This is a genomic window from Lacinutrix sp. Hel_I_90 (genome assembly GCF_000934685.1).
Lineage (GTDB): Bacteria > Bacteroidota > Bacteroidia > Flavobacteriales > Flavobacteriaceae > Lacinutrix.
Map to the genome: position 1 here is coordinate 2655304 of NZ_JYNQ01000001.1, position 19073 is coordinate 2674376.

The window sequence follows — 19073 nt, forward strand, 5'->3', positions numbered from 1 at the left end:
GCGAATCTTTTAAAATTAAATAATTCTAAAAAGAATGAGTAAGACTGTTGTAATAATAGGAGGTGGGATTATAGGGGTATGCACCGCGTATTATCTTAAAAAAGCGGGACATCACGTGACGATTATCGATAAATCGAATCGCCCTGAAGGGGCTTCTTATGTGAATGCGGGTTACATTACACCGAGTCATTTTATTTCTTTGGCAGCACCTGGTATAATTACAAAAGGCATCAAATGGATGTTTGATGCGTCTAGTCCGTTCTACGTAAAACCGCGTTTGGATTCCGATTTTCTAAAATGGAGTTGGGCCTTCAAAAAAGCCGCAACAGCGAAAAAAGTAGAGCAAGCCATTCCGGTAATAAAGGATATTAATTTATTGAGCAGGCATTTATATGAAACCTTAAAAGCGTCAAATGATTTTGATTTTCACTACCAAAGGAAAGGGCTGCTTATGTGTTATAAAACAGATCGCGCAGGTGAAGCGGAATGGCGTATTGGTAAACGCGGTATAGAAGAAGGCTTAGGCGTAAAACATTTATCTCAGGAAGACGTAAACCTAATGGAACCCCTTGCAAATTTAGATATAAAAGGCGCTGTTTACTACGACTCAGATGCTCACATGACACCAAATAGTTTCATGTTAGAAATGACAAAATATCTAAAGGCTATAGGAGTTACTTTTTTTAATGATGAAACCGTAAAAGATATTGTGTTTTCTAATGGCGTTATTACTAAGGTCATTACTAATAAACAAGAACTAACTGCAGATGAAGTTGTTTTAGCGGCAGGTACTTGGAGTCCGTTATTAACCAAAAAATTAGGATTAAAAATACCAATTCAAGCGGGAAAAGGCTATAGTATTAATACAGAAAACGTAACAAACATTACTATTCCAGCTATTTTATGTGAAGCAAAAGTTGCTGTAACACCAATGGATGGCTTCACGCGTTTTGCTGGCACCATGGAAATTGGTGGTATTAATAACACTATAAATCCTTTACGGGTAGCAGCGATTGCCAATGCTAGTGCATCGTATTACAAAGGCTTAATTATTTCAAATGAAGACAAAGCGAAAGCCAATGTAGGTTTAAGACCCTGTTCACCAGACGGATTGCCATACATTGGTAAATCTTCAAAATGTAAAAACCTGACGGTGGCTACCGGGCATGCCATGATGGGTTGGAGTTTAGGACCAGCGACAGGGCTTTTAGTTTCTGAAATAATTTCAGATAAAAAACCGAGTTTAAATCTACAGCCGTTTCATCCAGACAGAGTCTTTTAACTAGAATAATTTCTGCTGCGCTTTATAAAAGGCATCCGCTTGTAATTGCATGAGTTCACGAGCTTTTTTACGTTTGTACTCGTATAATTCATCTTCTTCAGCAAGATTGGTGTATACCCGGTCATTAATAGTAAAGTCTGCTTTAATCGCTAATTTACGTTCTTGCACTTTTTGCTCTACTAAACTTTTTATGGCCGTTTCCTGATCTTCTAATTTAAAATCATATTCACCCTTAGGGGATAATAGTTTGGCAAAAATAGGAGAGGTTTCAATGGCTAAGAATAATAGGAAAATAAAGAACGAGGGCAACCAGGGTAATGTTCCTAAAGCAGTAACTCTAGCCATTAACCCATCAAAACCATCAATAATAGGTTGCGTCGTGGTGACTTGTGCATCATAATTTGCCTTAAGTTGTGCTAGCGCTGTTTCAGTAGTTGCTATTTTAGCTGCGTTAGCTTCTTTTAGCGTTTGTAGTTCGGCTAAAGCGGCATCGTGCTTATCACGCTTTTCTTTGTAAACGGGCCCTTTTCCTAGTCGCTTTGTGCCCGCTGTGCCTTCAGCTTCTTTAATGTACGTGCCGTAAAGCGCATTTACTTCTGCCTCTTTCGTGAGTATTTCATTTTTAAGTGTTGTAATATCCTGTTCAAGCGCTTCTGTTTTAGGTGTAAATTGAAGCGCAATTTGATCCTGATTAGCCAGTGTTAACTCGTTTTTTTGTTCCAGTAAAACCTGATTGATTTCTTTTTCAAAAATCTTTAGTTCTAAGGGCTTTGAAATCACCACAGCGATAATAAGTGCTAATAGCAATCTTGGAGTGGCCTGAATAATTTCGTCTACAAAATGGTCTCTTTTTTTTATGGTGGACACAATAAAGCGGTCTAAATTAAAAATGAGTAAGCCCCAAACAAATCCAAAACCAATGGAAGCAAAGAGATTATCAAAAACGGTGTACAGCGCGTAGCTAGAAGCAATAAAAGCCATTAAGGCGGTAAAAAAAACCGTAGCGCCAATGCCTGCATATTTATTTTGTTCGCCTATGGCGCTGTTTTTTAGTATATCGGTATCTGCGCCAGAGCAAATAATGAAGAATTGTTTTAGCATAATTAGAATAGATTTGATTGATGATGTGACTGTTAGAACGCTAAAGGGGGTGTTTTGTTACATTATTTAACATAAAAAAGCCTCCTTTCGGAGGCTCTAATAGTTTTTGTACTTATATATCGCTTAATTTTTAGGGTATGCGACAGCCTTATTTTCATAAAGGTTGACTATTGGATTAGGAGTACTGTAATGTGAAGTAGAAATATGTAGATTTTTGTATTTATCAACATAGCTTAAGGCCGTTTCTAAATTAATTTTTTCATTTTGAAAATATAAAGTAGCGCCTTTCTTTGAAAAGTCTTTTAGTAGCTCTTTGTTGTTTTCATATTTAACAGGATGAGTCTCTCCTTTCGGGATTTCCATTACAGCAGTTTGAATACCCTATGGATTTTTAGACTTTTCTGCAGAGGCAGATTGTTTGATTAATTTCCCATTAACCGTTTTTATTCCTTTGTTGGACAAATGAACAGTAGATACACCATTATTACTTTGTGATGAAATATTCAGTTTTGGATTTTCCTTCACTAATTCAATCGCTTGGTCTGATGTGATTTTATCACCATTGTAGTAAAAGGCAGCTCCTTTGTTCGTCATGTATACAATATGTTCTGTTGGATTCATTCGAGTTGGTGGTGGCGGGGGTGGAATATTAGACGCCTCACCTTTTTTCACCTTAGGATAGTCTGGTACCCCTGGAGCAGGTGGTGGTGGAATATTTGAGTTTTGGCCCCTAAGCACTTTTGGAGCAGGAGGAGCAGGCGGTGGTGGAGGGAATACTGGATATGGTTCAGCATTTTTGCGTTGTTTGACAGTCATAATACGATAAAGGTATTCCAATCTTTCTACATCTTTAGATCGTACTCTCATATCATCCTGAGACATAGTATTATATTTTTTTGCCAGTTTATTGTATTCTGCTATTTGTTTTTGTGTAGCACCATCTTGATTTGAAGATTTTTCTTTAATATCTCTTTCCAAAATGTCATTAACGATGTTTTGAAATTCAGCTTCTTTTCCAACATTTGATTTAGAATATGCATTTTCAAAGCCTATTTCTGTATAGAGATATGTATAATAATGTTGTGGAAATTTTTCATTTTTGGCATCTGGCTTTATCAATAAACCATTGTAATATACTATATCGTGATTAGTAAGCTTATTTAATTCACTGTTTTTAATGTGTTTACCATCCAGCCAAAGTGCAAATAGAGTTTCATTTTTCCAACCTTCAAATTGAGCTTTTGAGGGTTTTTTTCTTTGCGGTGTTGTGTATTCTACTCTCAAATTATTAATCTTCTCTAACTCATTTTCTGCATCGGTTAATGTATTTAATCTGTTACTTTGTTGTTTTTCCGAGTCTAAAAGTTCTTGAGTTGTGTCAATTTTAACTTCAGGTAAAACATCTTTCTCCACTTCTTTTGTACTGCTGAAACTAAAAAGCAATCCACCCAATAGCGGCAGCAATAATAAACTTCTAAGCCAGATGGCTTTTCTTGAGGTTTTTGTTTTCATAATTGTAAATCGTTTTTTGATTAATGAATAATTTATGGCATTTGCCAATTCTGGTTCTGTGGCATGTGATGAGAATGCCAATAGCATGTTTTGGTAAGTTGATGAGTCTGTACCTTGTTTTAAAACCGCTTCGTCTGCTAAAAACTCGTGGTTTAGTCTAATGTCTTTTTTAATGAAATACAGTAGTGGATTAAACCAAAAGAGTACTTGTAATAGCTCTATAAATAACACATCTAAACTGTGTTTCTGTCTGGCGTGTGTTGCTTCGTGTAATAATACTTCCTGCGGAATGGCCTTAGTTTCAAACTTAGTCTTATTTAAAAAGATGTAACTGAAAAATGTATGCGGAGATACCAAATCTTGTAATAGAACCGTAATAAAATTTCCGTAATTTTGCTTTTCGTTTTTGTTGATTTTTGAAAATATTCTGAAGAGATTAAGTCCGAATTTTATTCCAAACAATAAAACACCCAAACCGTATAGACTCCATAGTAGGGTTGGTAAATAGTTAATTGGTGCTTGAGCAGGTGCATCGACTGGTTCAAGGTTTAAGGCAACAGAATCGTCTACTTGAAAATAGCTCACAGCGATTGTTGGTTCTACATATTTTATAAAGGTGATAAACGGAATCGCAAAGGAAACGACTAATGCCGCTAATAAATAATAACGTTTAAAGTGATGCATTTTTTCGCGTTCGAGCAGTAGCTTATAAAACACAATAAAAATAGCGAGACAAGCAGTCGATTTTAAAAGGATCAATAGCATAATTACTTATTTTTAATTTCGTTAGCAATAATGGCTTGTAAATCTTCCAATTCTGCTTTGGTTAAATTGGTTTCTTTAGTGAAAAAGGAAGCAAATTGTGAACTGCTGTCATTAAAAAAGTTTTTTATGAGCCCGTTAACGTGCTTCGAGAAATAGTCTTTCTTTTTAACCAAAGGGAAATATTCGCGTGAATTACCGTATTTTTTATGGTCTATAAAACCTTTGTCAGCCATACGTTTTAAAAGGGTAGCTACAGTTGTATTTGCTGGCTTAGGCTCTGGATAGGCGTCGAGCAGGTCTTTCATAAACGCACGCTCTAGTTTCCAGAGGTGACTCATTAATTCTTCTTCAGTTTTTGATAATTTCATAGTCTACACTTTTAGAGCGTTCTCTACAAATGTAGAATAAAAATTCGATTCTACAAACATAGAGACGTTTTTTTTAAATTTTTTAATCAAAGTTTATCCTGCAAGATTATTAAAACCATGTGGGTATTGCGCTTATAACCTTGGTTTATGATTTAAATGATTGCCCAGAAAGGTCTCCTGCTATTTCAGTTTTCTTGAGCGCAAACTCTCAATAACCACTGTGGAAAGGATTAATAACCCGCCAAAAAAGGTGTTCCAGGTGGGGATTTCATTTAAAAAGAAAAAGGCGATGATGATACCAAAAATGGGTTGTGTACTTCCTATAATACTTGCAGTACTCACTTTAAAATGTTTTAAACTTTGAACAAAAAGCGTATGCCCAATAGCGGTAGTGACTAGTGCTAAGAGAATAACATAGGGGAATTGTGTTGTAATATTCGAGGTATCTAAAAGAAACAACGCAGGAATTAAAACAATACTCATAATTAGCAATTGATAGAACATTAAACTACTGCCATGATACCTTGAAACGTATTGTTTGAGTATTAAAATACGTAAGGCATAACACAAGGCAGAAAACAAACCAAATAGTATGCCTCTTACGGCGTCACTCTCAAAATTTAATTCGGGAGAGAGGATGTAGATGCCTAAAAGCACCATCAACCCTAAAACCAGGTGCATGTAATCTAACTTGGTTCTTAAGAAAAAGGGTTCTAATAATGCGGTCATAATTGGAAACGTGAACAATGATAGCATACCAATAGCTACGCTGGAGAGTTGCAGCGCATAAAAATAGGTAATCCAATGCGATGCCATAAACAGGGCGCTTAGTATAAATGCACCGAAGTCTTTTTTAGATTGAATCTTTAGATTTATATTTTTGAATTTACAAAAAAGGAGTAAAATAACCATCGCCAAAGCACTGCGCCACCAAATAGTTACTGGTGCTGGCATGTCTATATACCTGCCTAAAGCGCCAGAGGTACTTATTAAAAGCGTCGCAAGCGTTAATTCTAAAACATGCTTAAGGTGTTGGTTTTTCATGTAGTTCTGTTTTGCGATAGCGGTTGTAACGGCATCCTTTTTTGTGAAGTTCTGATGATTTGAAATTATTTTAAACAAGTAACTGTTTAATAAAATGCCAAGCCTAATTTGTAAGTGTGACGCAAAAAAGATACAGTGGAAGACGCGCCCTACTTATACTTTAATACAGAAAGTATAAGTAGGGATCGCCCAACTATTATTTAAAAAGTTCTGTAAAATGTTTGTAAAACCCTGGAATGGTTTCGATGCCCTTTAGGTAATTCCAAATTCCAAAATGCTCGTTTGGCGAATGAATAGCATCGCTATCTAAACCAAAGCCCATTAAAATAGTCTTGCTTTTTAATTCCTGTTCAAATAAGGAGACAATAGGAATACTACCACCGCTACGTTGTGGAATAGGTGTTTTGCCAAACGTATCTTCATAAGCTTTACTTGCGGCTTCATAGCCTATACTATCTATTGGTGTGACATAACCTTGACCACCGTGGTGCGGATTCACCTTTACTTTAACCCCTTTAGGCGCAATACTTTCAAAGTGTTTTTTAAACAACGCTGTAATGGTTTCCCAATCTTGATTGGGCACCAAACGCATTGAGATTTTAGCATAGGCTTTACTTGCAATAACGGTTTTTGCACCTTCTCCAGTATAGCCGCCCCAAATACCATTAACGTCTAGTGTTGGTCTAATAGAGTTACGCTCGTTTGTGGTGTATTCTGCTTCGCCATAAACGGCATCAATATCTAATGCTTTTTTATAATTGTCTAATGAAAACGGTGCTTTTGCCATTTGTTCACGCTCTTCTTTGGATAGTTCTTCTACCTGATCATAAAAACCAGGAATGGTAATGTGATTGTTTTCATCATGAAGCGAGGCAATCATTTTGGTTAGTACATTTATAGGATTTGCAACGGCACCTCCATATAAACCGGAGTGTAAATCACGATTGGGTCCAGTAACTTCAACTTCAACATAACTCAAGCCGCGTAAACCAGTAGTAATCGATGGCACGTCTTTAGCAATCATACCGGTGTCACTAATTAAAATAACATCGTTACTTAATTTTTCTTGATTTTCTTTTACGTATTTGGCTAAATTCACACTACCAACTTCCTCTTCTCCTTCAATCATGAATTTAACGTTACACGGTAATTGGTTTTGGGTGGTCATAAACTCTAGAGCTTTGACATGCATGTACATTTGTCCCTTGTCATCACAAGCACCACGTGCGAAAATAGCACCTTCCGGATGCAATTCTGTCTTTTTTATTACAGGCTCAAAAGGTGGAGAATTCCATAAATTAATAGGATCTGGTGGTTGTACATCGTAATGTCCGTAAACGAGAACGGTTGGCAGGTTTTTATCGATTATTTTTTCACCGTAAATAATGGGATAGCCATTGGTTTCACAAAGTTCAACGGTATCACAACCCGCCTTTTTTAAGCTGTCCATAACAACTTCGGCCGTTTTAATCACCTCTTTTTTATAGGCTGAGTCGGCGCTAATCGATGGAATTTTAAGTAATTCTATAAGTTCGTTTAAAAATCTGTCTTGGTGTTCTTGAATGTAAGATTGGATATTTTGCATCGTCTTTTTTTGAATTTGAGTAAAAGTACAAAAAGACATAAACTTTTTCTATAAAAGAATTGTTTGAATGTTGAAACTATTTGTATATTTGCACTTCTTTTGCGGGCGTGGTGGAATTGGTAGACACGCTAGACTTAGGATCTAGTGCCGCGAGGTGTGAGAGTTCGAGTCTCTCCGCCCGTACTAACAAAGACAAAAGCTAACTTTAACCGGTTAGCTTTTTTGGTTTTATACTATCTTGATTTTGGGGAGAGACGAGAAGTTTATGCTGAGCGTAGCCGAAGTAAGTCTCTCCGCCCGTACTAACAAAGACAAAAGCTAACTTTAACCGGTTAGCTTTTTTGGTTTTATACTATCTTGATTTTGGGGAGAGACGAGAAGTTTATGCTGAGCGTAGCCGAAGTAAGTCTCTCCGCCCGTACTAACAAAGACAAAAGCTAACTTTAACCGGTTAGCTTTTTTGGTTTTATACTATCTTGATTTTGGGGAGAGACGAGAAGTTTATGCTGAGCGTAGCCGAAGTAAGTCTCTCCGCCCGTACTAACAAAGACAAAAGCTAACTTTAAGCGGTTAGCTTTTTTGGTTTTATACTATCTTGATTTTGGGGAGAGACGAGAAGTTTATGCTGAGCGCAGCCGAAGTAAGTCTCTTCGCCCGTACGATATGAGATAAAGAGGCTGTCTAAAAAGACTCGTTCATAGTCATATTGAGCCTGTCGAAATAGTTTAAGCTTTTGATAATCAAGTTTAGTTTCGACAGGCTCAACCTGACAAAGTGAATTTGAAAGTCTTTTTAGACAGCCTATTTTTTTAGTCTTTACACGTATTTCAACTCTTGGAAATATACGATGGCTTTCCTCGCTACCGCTAAGCTGCGCTTAGTGGACGTACAGCTACTAAACTATAGTTACTCGTAATGCCACGAGTTTTGGAAACTAACGGGAGCGAGGGTTTTTTATATTAAGTTTTATATATACTTCGAAGAGCGCAGTTTATTTCTGCTCTGAGAAGTCTTTGACTCCGTAGAGTAAAGAATTTTCTAATATTTAGGGTGCATAATATTTTGTTTTTTAAGTGGCAAACTTCGAAACGCCTAAAAAATAATAAAGTTAAAACCAGACACTTAAAAAAACAAAAAGCTTCCGACAATGCGGAAGCTTTTATTTTTCAGAAGGCCAATTAAAAAGGGATTACAACTTAATAAGTTTAGTGGTGGTCGTTGCTCCTAATTCGTTTTCTATCTGTACTAAGTACAGACCTTTTGAAATATTTTCAATATTAAAAGCCGATGCTTTTGTGAAATTGCCTTTAAATGTTTTAATCAATTTTCCTGAAACATCATAAATAGATAGTTTTTTTACGTCCTTATTTATTGAGAAAGCGGTTTGTGCAGGATTTGGATATAAAGCCACATTGTCATTAGAAGCAAACGCAGTTGTACTTAGCGTTTGAGGTTGTGCATTGCCATACATTTTGAACTGTCCGGCAGACACATTAATTGGATCACTAGTATTAGTAACGTCAACAAAAGTATTACCAGTAGGATCCATTAAATCGTACCATCTTCCTGTGTACGGAAAATTTGGAACTATCGATAAATTTGCTACTGAAAAGTTTGCTAATACAACAACGTTCTTTAGTGTTGCTGCTGGTAAGGTATCATCCCAAACATATATTCGTTGTCTAATATTGTTGCCATCGGGAAGTATTTCATAGTCGCCTTCAAAGACTGGTTCATTTATTTTTAAAGCATTTATACGCGCATAGTCATTATATACCTGTGACCTATTAGCGTCTGCAAGCCAGTTTTGCGTCCATTGTGGTTGCGGCTTCGTATCTAATTTGCAATCGCCGTTACCGCCTCCTGGTAAGTTTACAGAACCGTCACTGCAGGTAAATATTGAATTGTTCATGCCTAAAGCGCCAAAATGCCAAATCATTTTAGGTCCTGGCACTGTTATTAATGTTGCAGCCACTGTAGAGGCTCTAAGTAAGGCGGAGGGTAAGAGGGTTGCATTTTGAACTGCGGTATTACCTTCGGTTTGCGTGGTATACATAATGCGTTCCTCATCATGACTCTCGGCATATCCAATAAGACGCTTTGCATTAAAATTACGACTATTATGACCTACTCCAGAAATATCCCCTTGTGCTGCGTAGCCTTTTGATAGTTCTGCGTAAGAACCTGTCATTTTTCCCCAAAGCATAATGCCTTTTGAAATACCATCAGCCTGACCAGAAACCCGATAATCTGCCCATTCTTTTTCTTCCTGATTACCTCCAAGGTGTTCAAAAATCACATAGTGTTGAGCATCTAAACTCCACGAATAATCTGCGTATTCTTTTAGTACAGCGACGCGATCAGCTTGATAAACATTAGTACAGTTTTCATCACTAGCCGTACAGTTTTGAGTAAACCCTTTAGTTAAGTCCCAGCGGAAACCATCAATCTTAAAGGCGTTAACCCAGTGAGCAACCACCTGTTTTACATAAGCCTTAGTAATGGCATTGGAATGATTAAAATCGGAGCCGACACTGTAACTATGTGTGGCGACTTGGTTAAAATAAGGGTTTTCGCTACTTGGTTCTCCCCAACCATCATTATCTGGATCATCCATCCACATACGAACCATTGGGTTTCTCCCGAAAGCATGATTTAAAGCCACATCTAAAATGACTGCAATACCATTTTGATGACACACATCTACAAACTCTTTTAACTTAGCTTCTGTACCATAAAATTTATCTAAAGCCATATGATATGACGTGTTATAACCCCAACTTTCATTGCCTTCAAATTCCATAACCGGCATCAGTTGGATGGCGTTGACGTTTAAGTTCTTGAAATAATCTATTTTATCTATTAAATCTTGAAAATTTCTATCACCGTCAAAATCTCTAACTAACACTTCGTAGATTATCAGATCTTCTTTTTTTGGTTTTTGAAAGTTGGTCACTTGCCATTGGTAGTCTGCTTGTCCCGTTTGTAAGACCGTAACCTCGCGTTCTTGTCCAGCAGGATAAGCGGGTAAGTTTGGATAGGTATTCGCAGGGATAAAAGGATCGTCAAAGGGTGATAACACTAATGTTGAATAGGGATCTGCTGTTTTTACCATCATTGGTGAGTTTGCAGCGGGTGTTTGATCTACCACCCAATATTGAAACGTTTCAATTTGTCCAGCTGTTAAACCAGTTAATTCTAACCAAAATTTTGTTGAACCTGCAGTAGCATCTTTTTTCATAGAATAACTAGAATCCGGATTCCAATTATTAAAACTTCCTGCGACATATATAAAATCTTTTAGTGGTGCATCTAATACGAGAACAACTTTGGTTGGGTCTGAAGCATCATAATTTATACCATTCACTAAGTTGGCTGGTATTTGCTGTACTATGACTCCTGGATTAACCAAAACTGAAAACGTTTTAGTGATTGTTGTTCCAGATTGCGTAATCTCTAACGCATAATTTTTATTTTCTGTTATGTTAGCATCTGTATAAGCGTATGTAGACACATTAGTATTGCTGTTAATTACTGCACCATTAGCTTTTAAACTATAGTCTGCTAAGCCATTGGTATTATTGGCGTTGATTATTAAATCTTCGCCACTATTTAAAATAGTGGTAGTCGCTGTTGGATTGGTTACCGTCGCTTGGAAAACGCCAACATTAAATATAAAGTCACTACAACCACTGGCTTTTAATTCCTGAGACCCGTCTTCGTTTCTAATAACCATTCCCAGCTTAGTAGCGTCAGCCGCTTGAGTAGCTGTTAAAGAATAATACGTTTCTGGTACAATGGTAATACTGTAAATACCATTGCCATTATTGGTCATTTGTCCGACACCATCGTCTTGACCATAGTTCCCGACAACACTAAACCCAAAAGCATTTGTATTATCGCCTATCCCTGAATGCATGTATACCTTTGTTGGATTTGACAAGCTATTACAATTAGAAGCACCACTATTAATATCTACTGTTATAGTAATGGATGCATCCACTTGAAATGGATCTGGTGAAATAGAAATTTGAGCACTTAGAAGGCTTACAAAAAATAAAGCGGTGAGTATACAGCTAAGACTGAGTATCTTTTTTTTCATATTAAAATGTTAGTTTAAATGAGCGTTTAATAAGCATTGAAATTAAAAAGTTGGTTTTTAAAAATAGAACCAGCTTTTTTAATCTAGAAATCTACAGTAGCGTGGCTGTGTAGGTATATGCTCTTGGATTACTAAAATCCACTTCAACAAAATAGGTTCCTGATGTTGTTACCGTCATATTCGTACCATCGTTAAAATCTAGAGTACCATCTGAGCCTGCATCCCCGTAATTGATGGCCCAATCATCATTAGCTCTAAATTTGAAAGCATCATCTGGATTAGCTGTTAAATCAATAGTAATTTCCCATTTTTTCGTAGTAGCATTGTAAGTCATGTCTTGGTCTTCAGCAGTCGCGCTTGGCCATCCTGCTGGTGTTGCACTACCGGTAATCGCCCAACGGGTTTGCTGTGCGCTATAGGTTGATACCAACGGATCAGTATTTGCTTTAATCCAATAGTAACCTGAATTAGCTAATAAAATATTGGATTCACCTTCTTGTACTAAAGTTCCTGAAAAAGTACCATCATCACCATAATCGCCATCAAAACTTTCATTTGTTGGTAGAATTTTAAATTCAGGGCTAGTGACGTTTAGATAAACATAACCTTCAAAATCTGTTTCACCAAAACCAGAAGCTTCAAGAGCTACAGCATCTGCAGGCGTCCAGTCATTTCCATAGCCACTAGCACCTAAAAAGTTACCCACGACGTATACTTTTGGATTTTCGGTGGTATATGGCGTTATTGAAACAGTAACTGGCTCAGAAAAAGTAGCTTCTGCCCCTGTACTACCCGTCGTTGATTTTATTCTTATATCCACATCACCAGGCGTAAACGGGGTAAGGGAAAGACTAGATAAAGCGATGCCATTAAGTGCAGTATTAGTCCATGCTAAAAAAGTATCACTAGTTACGCTAGCATCAACAGGGTTAGCAAATTCGGTTCCTGAATTTGCTAATTGTACGGTATAAGTTATTTCCGTAGGTAATTCGTAACTTGCAGCATCCCACACAAGTGTCGTTGCTATAGCTTGCGGGCTGGCAATATCCAAAACAATGGCTGTACCGCTAGTAGGCAGTTGTAAGACGGCCTCTGTTGCACCTGCTGCACTTATTGTGAATTTTTCATCATCTTCACTGCACGAATTGAAACCTAAAAAGGCAAAAAGAGCAAGCGTTAAAATTTGTATTCTTTTCATGATTATGTATTTTTTAATTAGTAACCTGGGTTTTGTGTTAAATTGGTATTTGCATCCAATGCAGATTGTGGAATAGGGAATACTTTGTAAGTATCAGGAATTGATGAGCCATTTGCAGTTCCTCCTTTCCAGGGCCACAAGTAGTTCCCTCCAGTGAATTTATTAAAACGAATAAGGTCAGTTCTTCTATGACCTTCTAGATTTAATTCACGGCCTCTTTCATCCATTATAAAATCTAAATCTAACTCAGAGAGTATAATAGGATCTGCGTTTGATCGCGTTCGCACCAAATTCACATAGGTTAAAGCATCGTTCATATTGGCATTTGGCGCACTATTTATAGCGCATTCAGCATACATTAAATAAGCATCAGCAAGACGGTATAATGGGAAATCTGTTCCTGAAAAGGTAGTCCCGCTCATTGGTGTTTCATTCAAATCGTTATTTCTAAATTTAATTGAAGGGTAACCATCGGTCCATTCTCTGTAATCTGTCATTACATAGCTGTGTCCTTCTGTCCAGAATAAACTTGCTCTTTGATCATTAGAGGTGCTTAAGTCTCCAAATAAGCCATACCAAGCGCTTGTTGCGCGATGTCCTTGCCAACCTTCAGCAGCACCAAATTCTAAAATAGGTATGGTATCTGGACTTAAATTTCCGTTTACGATATAGGTGGTATTACCAAAACTTTGGCTCACTACAGGATCGGCAATTAGAGGGTAGATTATCTCAGAAGAGCTATCATTGTCTCCAGAAAAATTTTGAAGAAAATTACCTTCTAGGGAATAGCCACCTTCAGTAATTACTTTATTTAAGTAAGTAACGGCAGCATTATATCTTGGTGTTCCAGTGTATACTTCAGCATTAAGATATAATTTACTTAAAAGCATATCTACAACATAGGTGTTTGCTCTACCATAACCATTATTATCACCTATGGTTGGTTCGATAGCTAATAATTCTGTTTCCACATAACTAAATAACTCTTCTCTGGAAGCTTCTGGTAAGAATTCAGAAGTTCCAAAATTTTCATCAGTAGCTAAAACACCCTTTCCAAATGCATCAATCACATAGAAATAGGCTAAAGCTCTTAAAAACCGAACTTCACTTTCAATAGATTCTGGAATTGCCACTCCAGCATTAGGCAATACATTTAATAAGTTATTACACTGTGGGATAGTGTAATAGGCTCTGTTATAAAGGTATCTAAAAAATTTGTTATTACTATCCCATTGCGAGGTAGTTGTTAACTGGTCTAAACCATCATCACCCCAGCGGTTTTTCATGCCGTCTGCAGTAAAATCCTGCAGGTTTATAATTCCTCTAAGAAAAGGGGATTCACCGGGATCATCTGAGATGTCTGAGCTTCCTGGTCCGCTTGGGCCTGAAAGAGCAAAGGATGCGTATAGCCGTGATAAAATACCTTCAATAGCATTTGGATCTTGCTCAAGTAATTGTTGGAGTGTTAACTCCACTTTTGGTTCTGTGTCTAAATCATTGACACATGACGATAGCGTAGTTAATAACGCCAAACCAAAAAATGTTAAAATTATTTTTTTCATAGTCATATTTTAAAAATCAATATTTACTCCAAAAGTATAGGCCTGTGGTCTTGGGTAAAAAGCCCCATCGATACCGCCAAAATTTTCTGGATCTTGTCCTTCATATTCTGTAATGATAAAAGGATTGTTAACCGAAGCGTATAATCTCATGTTCGTGTTTGGGATAAAATTTTGTGGCAAACGATAACCCAGCACAATGTTTTCACATCTCATGAAACTAGCATTTCTAAGGAAGTAATCGGAAAACTGAATATTACCATTGGCGTCATCGAAGACTGGATTAGCAGCACCGTTATAAAAATTTAAGACGTTGGTGCTACTTGTATTATTAGTTGGCGCAGCGCTCTCAATGTTTCCAAAGCGTAATTCATTTAAATCGTAAACTTTACCATCTAATTGACCTCTAAAACTAGCGCCTAAGTCCCAGTTTTTATAGTCAACATTAAAGCCAAAACCAAAATTCCAATTCGGTCTCAAAGACTGATAGTACTTATCATCTTCAGTGATTTGACTATCACCATTTATGTCTACAAAGGCATTTGGTATTGGATTACCTTCAGTATCATAAATCTGCTTGAACACACCCGCTTGGTATGGTTCTTCACCTAATATATTGAATAATAAATTAGAACCCGTTCCTAGAAGCTGACCACCAATAGGGAGTCTGTTAATGCCACCTAAATCTGTTACTTCTGTTTGAGCATAAGCGATATTACCGTTAAGACTTAGATTGAAATTTTCATTCCTAATAGGATTAAGGTTTAATGAGAATTCAAATCCTTCACTATCTGTAGAACCTCTATTAGCAATAAAATTGTTTCTTAATTCTTGTCCAGGAGGAAGGTCTATTTGTGTTAATAAGTCTCTGGTTTCTCTTCTAAAGATGTCAAAAGAACCTGTAAGTATTCTGCTTTTAAAAAAAGCAAAATCGATCCCCGCGTTATATGTGGTGGTTTTTTCCCAAGTTAATCCTGTTTGAAAAGGACTGGCTGAATACAAATTCACACCAGGTAAGTATTGACTGTTTTGATCTCCTATTACAAATAAAGGGCTTGTTGGATAAAAACCAGCAGCACTAGTCACGTTTTGTTGTCCAGTTTTACCCCAACCAACACGTATTTTTAAGTCGTCTATAAAATTTACATTTTTTAAGAAAGACTCGTCTTTAACTTTCCAAGCTAAAGCAGCAGCTGGAAAAAATCCCCAAACGCCATCGCCCCAAATATCATCAGATACGAATAAAGAAGAAGCATCTGCTCTTAAAGACAAGGTCAATAAGTATTTATCATTTAAATTAATATTTGAACGCCCAAAAAAGGATTGTAAGTTTTGGCTATTAAAATATCTGTTATTTGGGTTATTAGGATTAAAGTTAACGACTCTTGTACCTACTAAAGCTTCATCATCTGTAGTATCGTCATTATCTTGAACATAATAGACAAAATTTTCTTTGTTACCATCCGTTTTAAAATTTTGGTAAGCATATCCTAATTGTAAATCATAACTGGTAACAAAATTATCTTCTAGGCTTTTAGCATATTGTAAATACGCATCAAAAGTAGTATTGGTAATGTGTTGTCTTTCAGCATAATTTAATCCTGAATTAAATAAATAACCGCCATTGGCATCTAATCGGTAAGTTGCTAAAGCATTATTACTAAAGGTTTCTTCAATTTTAGAACGTGAAGCGTCTAAGCCTAAATTAACGACTGCTTTAAGTTCAGGTAAAAACGGCATGGTATAATCTAACTCAATATTACCTAAAAATCTGAACGCTTGTTCTGGACGTTCTCTTTGCTCTAATAAAGCTAACGGATTAAACTGTCCATCAATTAAGTTTCCATTCGTGTTTGTGTAAAATCCGCCAAAAATACCAGCTTCATTATAAACAGGCTTTGTAGGATCGAAAACGAGTGCACCACCGAGCGCGCCTCCGGCATCTGCTGCATTTTTATCTGCAAGCGTAATTTTAGCATTAGTATCTACTTTTAAGTTATCCTCTAAAAACGTGGGAGATAATTTAAATGAAGCACTTATACGTTCGTAATCATCTGTTCTAACCACGCCCTCAGAATTACTGTAACCTAAAGAGGCTCTAAATGGTAGATTCTCTCCTAAATTGGCGCGTACAGAAAAATTGGTATTAGAGGTAATAGCCGTTCTTAAAATGGCATCTCTCCAATTGGTATCGTAGATTTCTCTATTTTCTGTTCCCGTTATGTTTCCGTCAGTGTCATAACTATTTACCTGAATTATGGTTGAAGGTTCACTAGTAACCACAGAACCAATTTCGACCCCTAAATTTTCTTCTAAATTGGGATGGTATTGTTTAATAAAACGAACATACTCATCACTGGTCATCATGTCTAGACCATTGCCTGGAGTATTTGAAGTCACAGAAGTTGAAAAATTATATTGTGCTTCACCAGAAGTCCCTCTTTTAGTGGTAATAATAATAACACCGTTTGAGGCTCGAGAACCATAAATAGCTGTTGCAGAAGCATCTTTTAAAATGGTAAAACTCGCTACATCATTAGGATTTACTAACGTTAGTGGGTTGCTTACACCAGCAGGATTTTGATTTCCAATAGGCACACCGTCAATTACAATTAACGGACTACTATCAGCATTCAAGGATGCGCCACCTCTAATTCTAATATTAGGAGCAGAATCTGGAGATCCGCCACTATCTGTTATTCTAACACCAGCAGCTTTACCACGAAGCAATTGGTCTGTTGAAGTTATAGCGCCTTTATTAAAATCCTTGCTACTAACAACATCTACAGAGCCTGTTAAGTCCTCTTTTTTAACGCTACCGTAACCAATAATAACGACCTCCTCTAATTGTGAAGCATCATCAACAAGTGCAATGTTAAGAGTCGGTTGGCCTGTATAGGTAATGCTTTGCGTGACATAACCTATATAAGAGAATTCTAAAACATTACCAGAGTAAGCAGTAATTTCATAATTTCCGTCAAAATCTGTTGATGTCCCTTTATTTGAGTCTTTAACAATCACATTTACGCCAGGTAAGGATAGGCCTGAAGATTGTTCTGTTACTGTACCCGTAATTGTATTTTGCGCCATCAAATAGGTGGGCAAAATTAATAAGACAAACAGTAGACAATTAAAAATTGTTTTCATAAATACTATTGCGTTAGTTTCTAAAATTTATAGTTTATACTTTCACTTCTCGGTGTTAAATCTATGTAAATTTTATGTTAAAAAAAGAGTTCCCCCAGTAATAACAAGCAACGCAAACGTTTTCGTGTTGACAACTTTTTCTGATTGCTGTGTTTTTAACAATTTTTGGCATTCTTTTTTTGATTTTTTGCAACTTTAAGCTGTGATTTTAGGAATTGAGCAATAAAAGCTTGTATTTTTGAGCATATCTACACTTATTTACTTAAAAATGAAACGAAAAGTTACCCTTAAACAAATAGCCAGAGAACTAGATGTTTCAATATCTACAGTATCTAAAGCGCTTAGAAATAGTGTTGAAATTAGTGAAGACACAAGAGAGAAGGTTCAAGCCTTTGCTAAACTATATAATTACAGGCCTAATAATATTGCACTGAGTTTAAAAAACAGGAAAACAAAAACAATAGGAATTATTATCCCAGAAATAGTACACCATTTCTTCTCTAAGGTGATTAGGGGCATAGAGCTGGTCGCAAATAAAAGAGGGTATAATGTTATTGTAGGTTTATCTAATGAGTCTTTTTCAAAGGAGGTGATAAATATGGAAATGTTGGCGAATGGTAGTATCGATGGTTTTATCTTATCGGTTTCTAAGGAAACCCTTAAACTTCAAGATTACCATCATTTTACAGAAACCATTAATCAAGGGATGCCCATTGTGATGTTTGATCGTGTTGTTAATGAAATTAACTGTGATAAAGTGATTGTAGATGATTTAAAGGGCTCTAAAAAGGTGGTGAATAAATTAGTGGAAAATGGTTGTACAACTATAGCGATTATTACCACTAAAGATTATGTAAGTGTAGGAAAGCTAAGAACACAAGGCTATTTAGAGGCATTAGAAGCGCATAATATAAAACCAAAAGCAGATTTAATTCTTAAAGTGGATGACAACTTGGTTTCAGATGAGAATTTAGAAGTATTAGAGCAGGAGATTGAACACATGTTAAAAAACAATCCTAAGATAGATGGTATTTTTGCGGTTAATGAATTGTATGCCATCTCTGCCATGAAAGTGGCCAAAAAATTAAAGCGTAATATCCCTGAAGACATACAAGTCGTTGGGTTTACAGATGGTGTACTCTCAAAACATGCAAGTCCAAGTTTAACAACGGTGAGTCAGCACGCCCAAGAAATGGGAGAGAAAGCGGCGCAACTACTCATAGATAATTTAGAGGTAGAAGAAGAGGAGGAAACCTATCAAACTGTGGTTATAGAGACCGAATTAATTGAACGTGATTCAACAAAATAGAAATTTTTCGCAGGTATTTTAAAATCTTTTATATCTTTACGGCAGATCAAAACAAATATTTTCACTTCTCAACGAAAATAGTTTTGATAAGTTTTTTCGCT

At 36.5% G+C, this 19073-nt stretch carries 12 protein-coding genes and 1 tRNA gene; 3 read left to right on the forward strand and 10 right to left on the reverse strand.

Going from position 1 to position 19073, the window contains the following annotated elements:
- Positions 1-34 precede the first annotated feature (34 nt).
- A complete protein-coding gene (locus GQ46_RS11765; RefSeq protein WP_044402110.1) occupies positions 35-1282 on the forward strand; it encodes an FAD-binding oxidoreductase in 1248 nt (415 codons plus the stop codon).
- Here GQ46_RS11765 and GQ46_RS11770 read toward each other — a convergent pair whose 3' ends face one another.
- The 6 genes from GQ46_RS11770 to GQ46_RS11795 all read right to left on the reverse strand — a co-directional run bounded on the left by GQ46_RS11770 (position 1283) and on the right by GQ46_RS11795 (position 7657).
- Positions 1283-2383, reverse strand: coding sequence for a DUF4407 domain-containing protein (locus tag GQ46_RS11770; protein WP_044402113.1), 1101 nt, complete (start codon positions 2381-2383; stop codon positions 1283-1285).
- A 123-nt stretch (positions 2384-2506) separates the two neighbouring features.
- Positions 2507-2746: a hypothetical protein gene (locus GQ46_RS11775; RefSeq protein ID WP_044402116.1), complete on the reverse strand. Its 240-nt coding sequence runs from the start codon at positions 2744-2746 to the stop codon at positions 2507-2509.
- A gap of 18 nt (positions 2747-2764) precedes the next feature.
- Positions 2765-4660 (reverse strand): M56 family metallopeptidase, encoded by a 1896-nt coding sequence (locus tag GQ46_RS11780; RefSeq protein ID WP_082041752.1) that lies wholly within the window; start codon positions 4658-4660, stop codon positions 2765-2767.
- A 2-nt stretch (positions 4661-4662) separates the two neighbouring features.
- On the reverse strand, positions 4663-5028 hold the full coding sequence (locus tag GQ46_RS11785; RefSeq protein ID WP_044402119.1) for a BlaI/MecI/CopY family transcriptional regulator: 366 nt from the start codon (positions 5026-5028) through the stop codon (positions 4663-4665).
- A gap of 180 nt (positions 5029-5208) precedes the next feature.
- A complete protein-coding gene (locus GQ46_RS11790) occupies positions 5209-6072 on the reverse strand; it encodes a DMT family transporter (protein ID WP_044402122.1) in 864 nt (287 codons plus the stop codon).
- Between the two features lie 196 nt (positions 6073-6268).
- Positions 6269-7657: a dipeptidase gene (locus GQ46_RS11795; RefSeq protein ID WP_044402124.1), complete on the reverse strand. Its 1389-nt coding sequence runs from the start codon at positions 7655-7657 to the stop codon at positions 6269-6271.
- 101 nt (positions 7658-7758) lie between these two features.
- Here GQ46_RS11795 and GQ46_RS11800 point away from each other — a divergent pair.
- Positions 7759-7840 (forward strand) — tRNA-Leu (locus tag GQ46_RS11800).
- 1006 nt (positions 7841-8846) lie between these two features.
- Here GQ46_RS11800 and GQ46_RS11805 read toward each other — a convergent pair.
- The 4 genes from GQ46_RS11805 to GQ46_RS11820 all read right to left on the reverse strand — a co-directional run bounded on the left by GQ46_RS11805 (position 8847) and on the right by GQ46_RS11820 (position 17663).
- Positions 8847-11759, reverse strand: coding sequence for an alpha-amylase family glycosyl hydrolase (locus GQ46_RS11805; RefSeq protein WP_044402126.1), 2913 nt, complete (start codon positions 11757-11759; stop codon positions 8847-8849).
- A gap of 91 nt (positions 11760-11850) precedes the next feature.
- On the reverse strand, positions 11851-12957 hold the full coding sequence (locus tag GQ46_RS11810; RefSeq protein WP_044402127.1) for a SusE domain-containing protein: 1107 nt from the start codon (positions 12955-12957) through the stop codon (positions 11851-11853).
- 17 nt (positions 12958-12974) lie between these two features.
- A complete protein-coding gene (locus GQ46_RS11815; protein ID WP_044402130.1) occupies positions 12975-14519 on the reverse strand; it encodes a RagB/SusD family nutrient uptake outer membrane protein in 1545 nt (514 codons plus the stop codon).
- A 9-nt stretch (positions 14520-14528) separates the two neighbouring features.
- Positions 14529-17663, reverse strand: a complete 3135-nt coding sequence (locus GQ46_RS11820) for a SusC/RagA family TonB-linked outer membrane protein (protein ID WP_044402133.1) — start codon at positions 17661-17663, stop codon at positions 14529-14531.
- Between the two features lie 268 nt (positions 17664-17931).
- On the opposite strand from GQ46_RS11820, the gene GQ46_RS11825 reads away from it, so the two are divergent.
- Positions 17932-18972, forward strand: a complete 1041-nt coding sequence (locus tag GQ46_RS11825) for a LacI family DNA-binding transcriptional regulator (protein ID WP_044402136.1) — start codon at positions 17932-17934, stop codon at positions 18970-18972.
- Positions 18973-19073 lie beyond the last annotated feature (101 nt).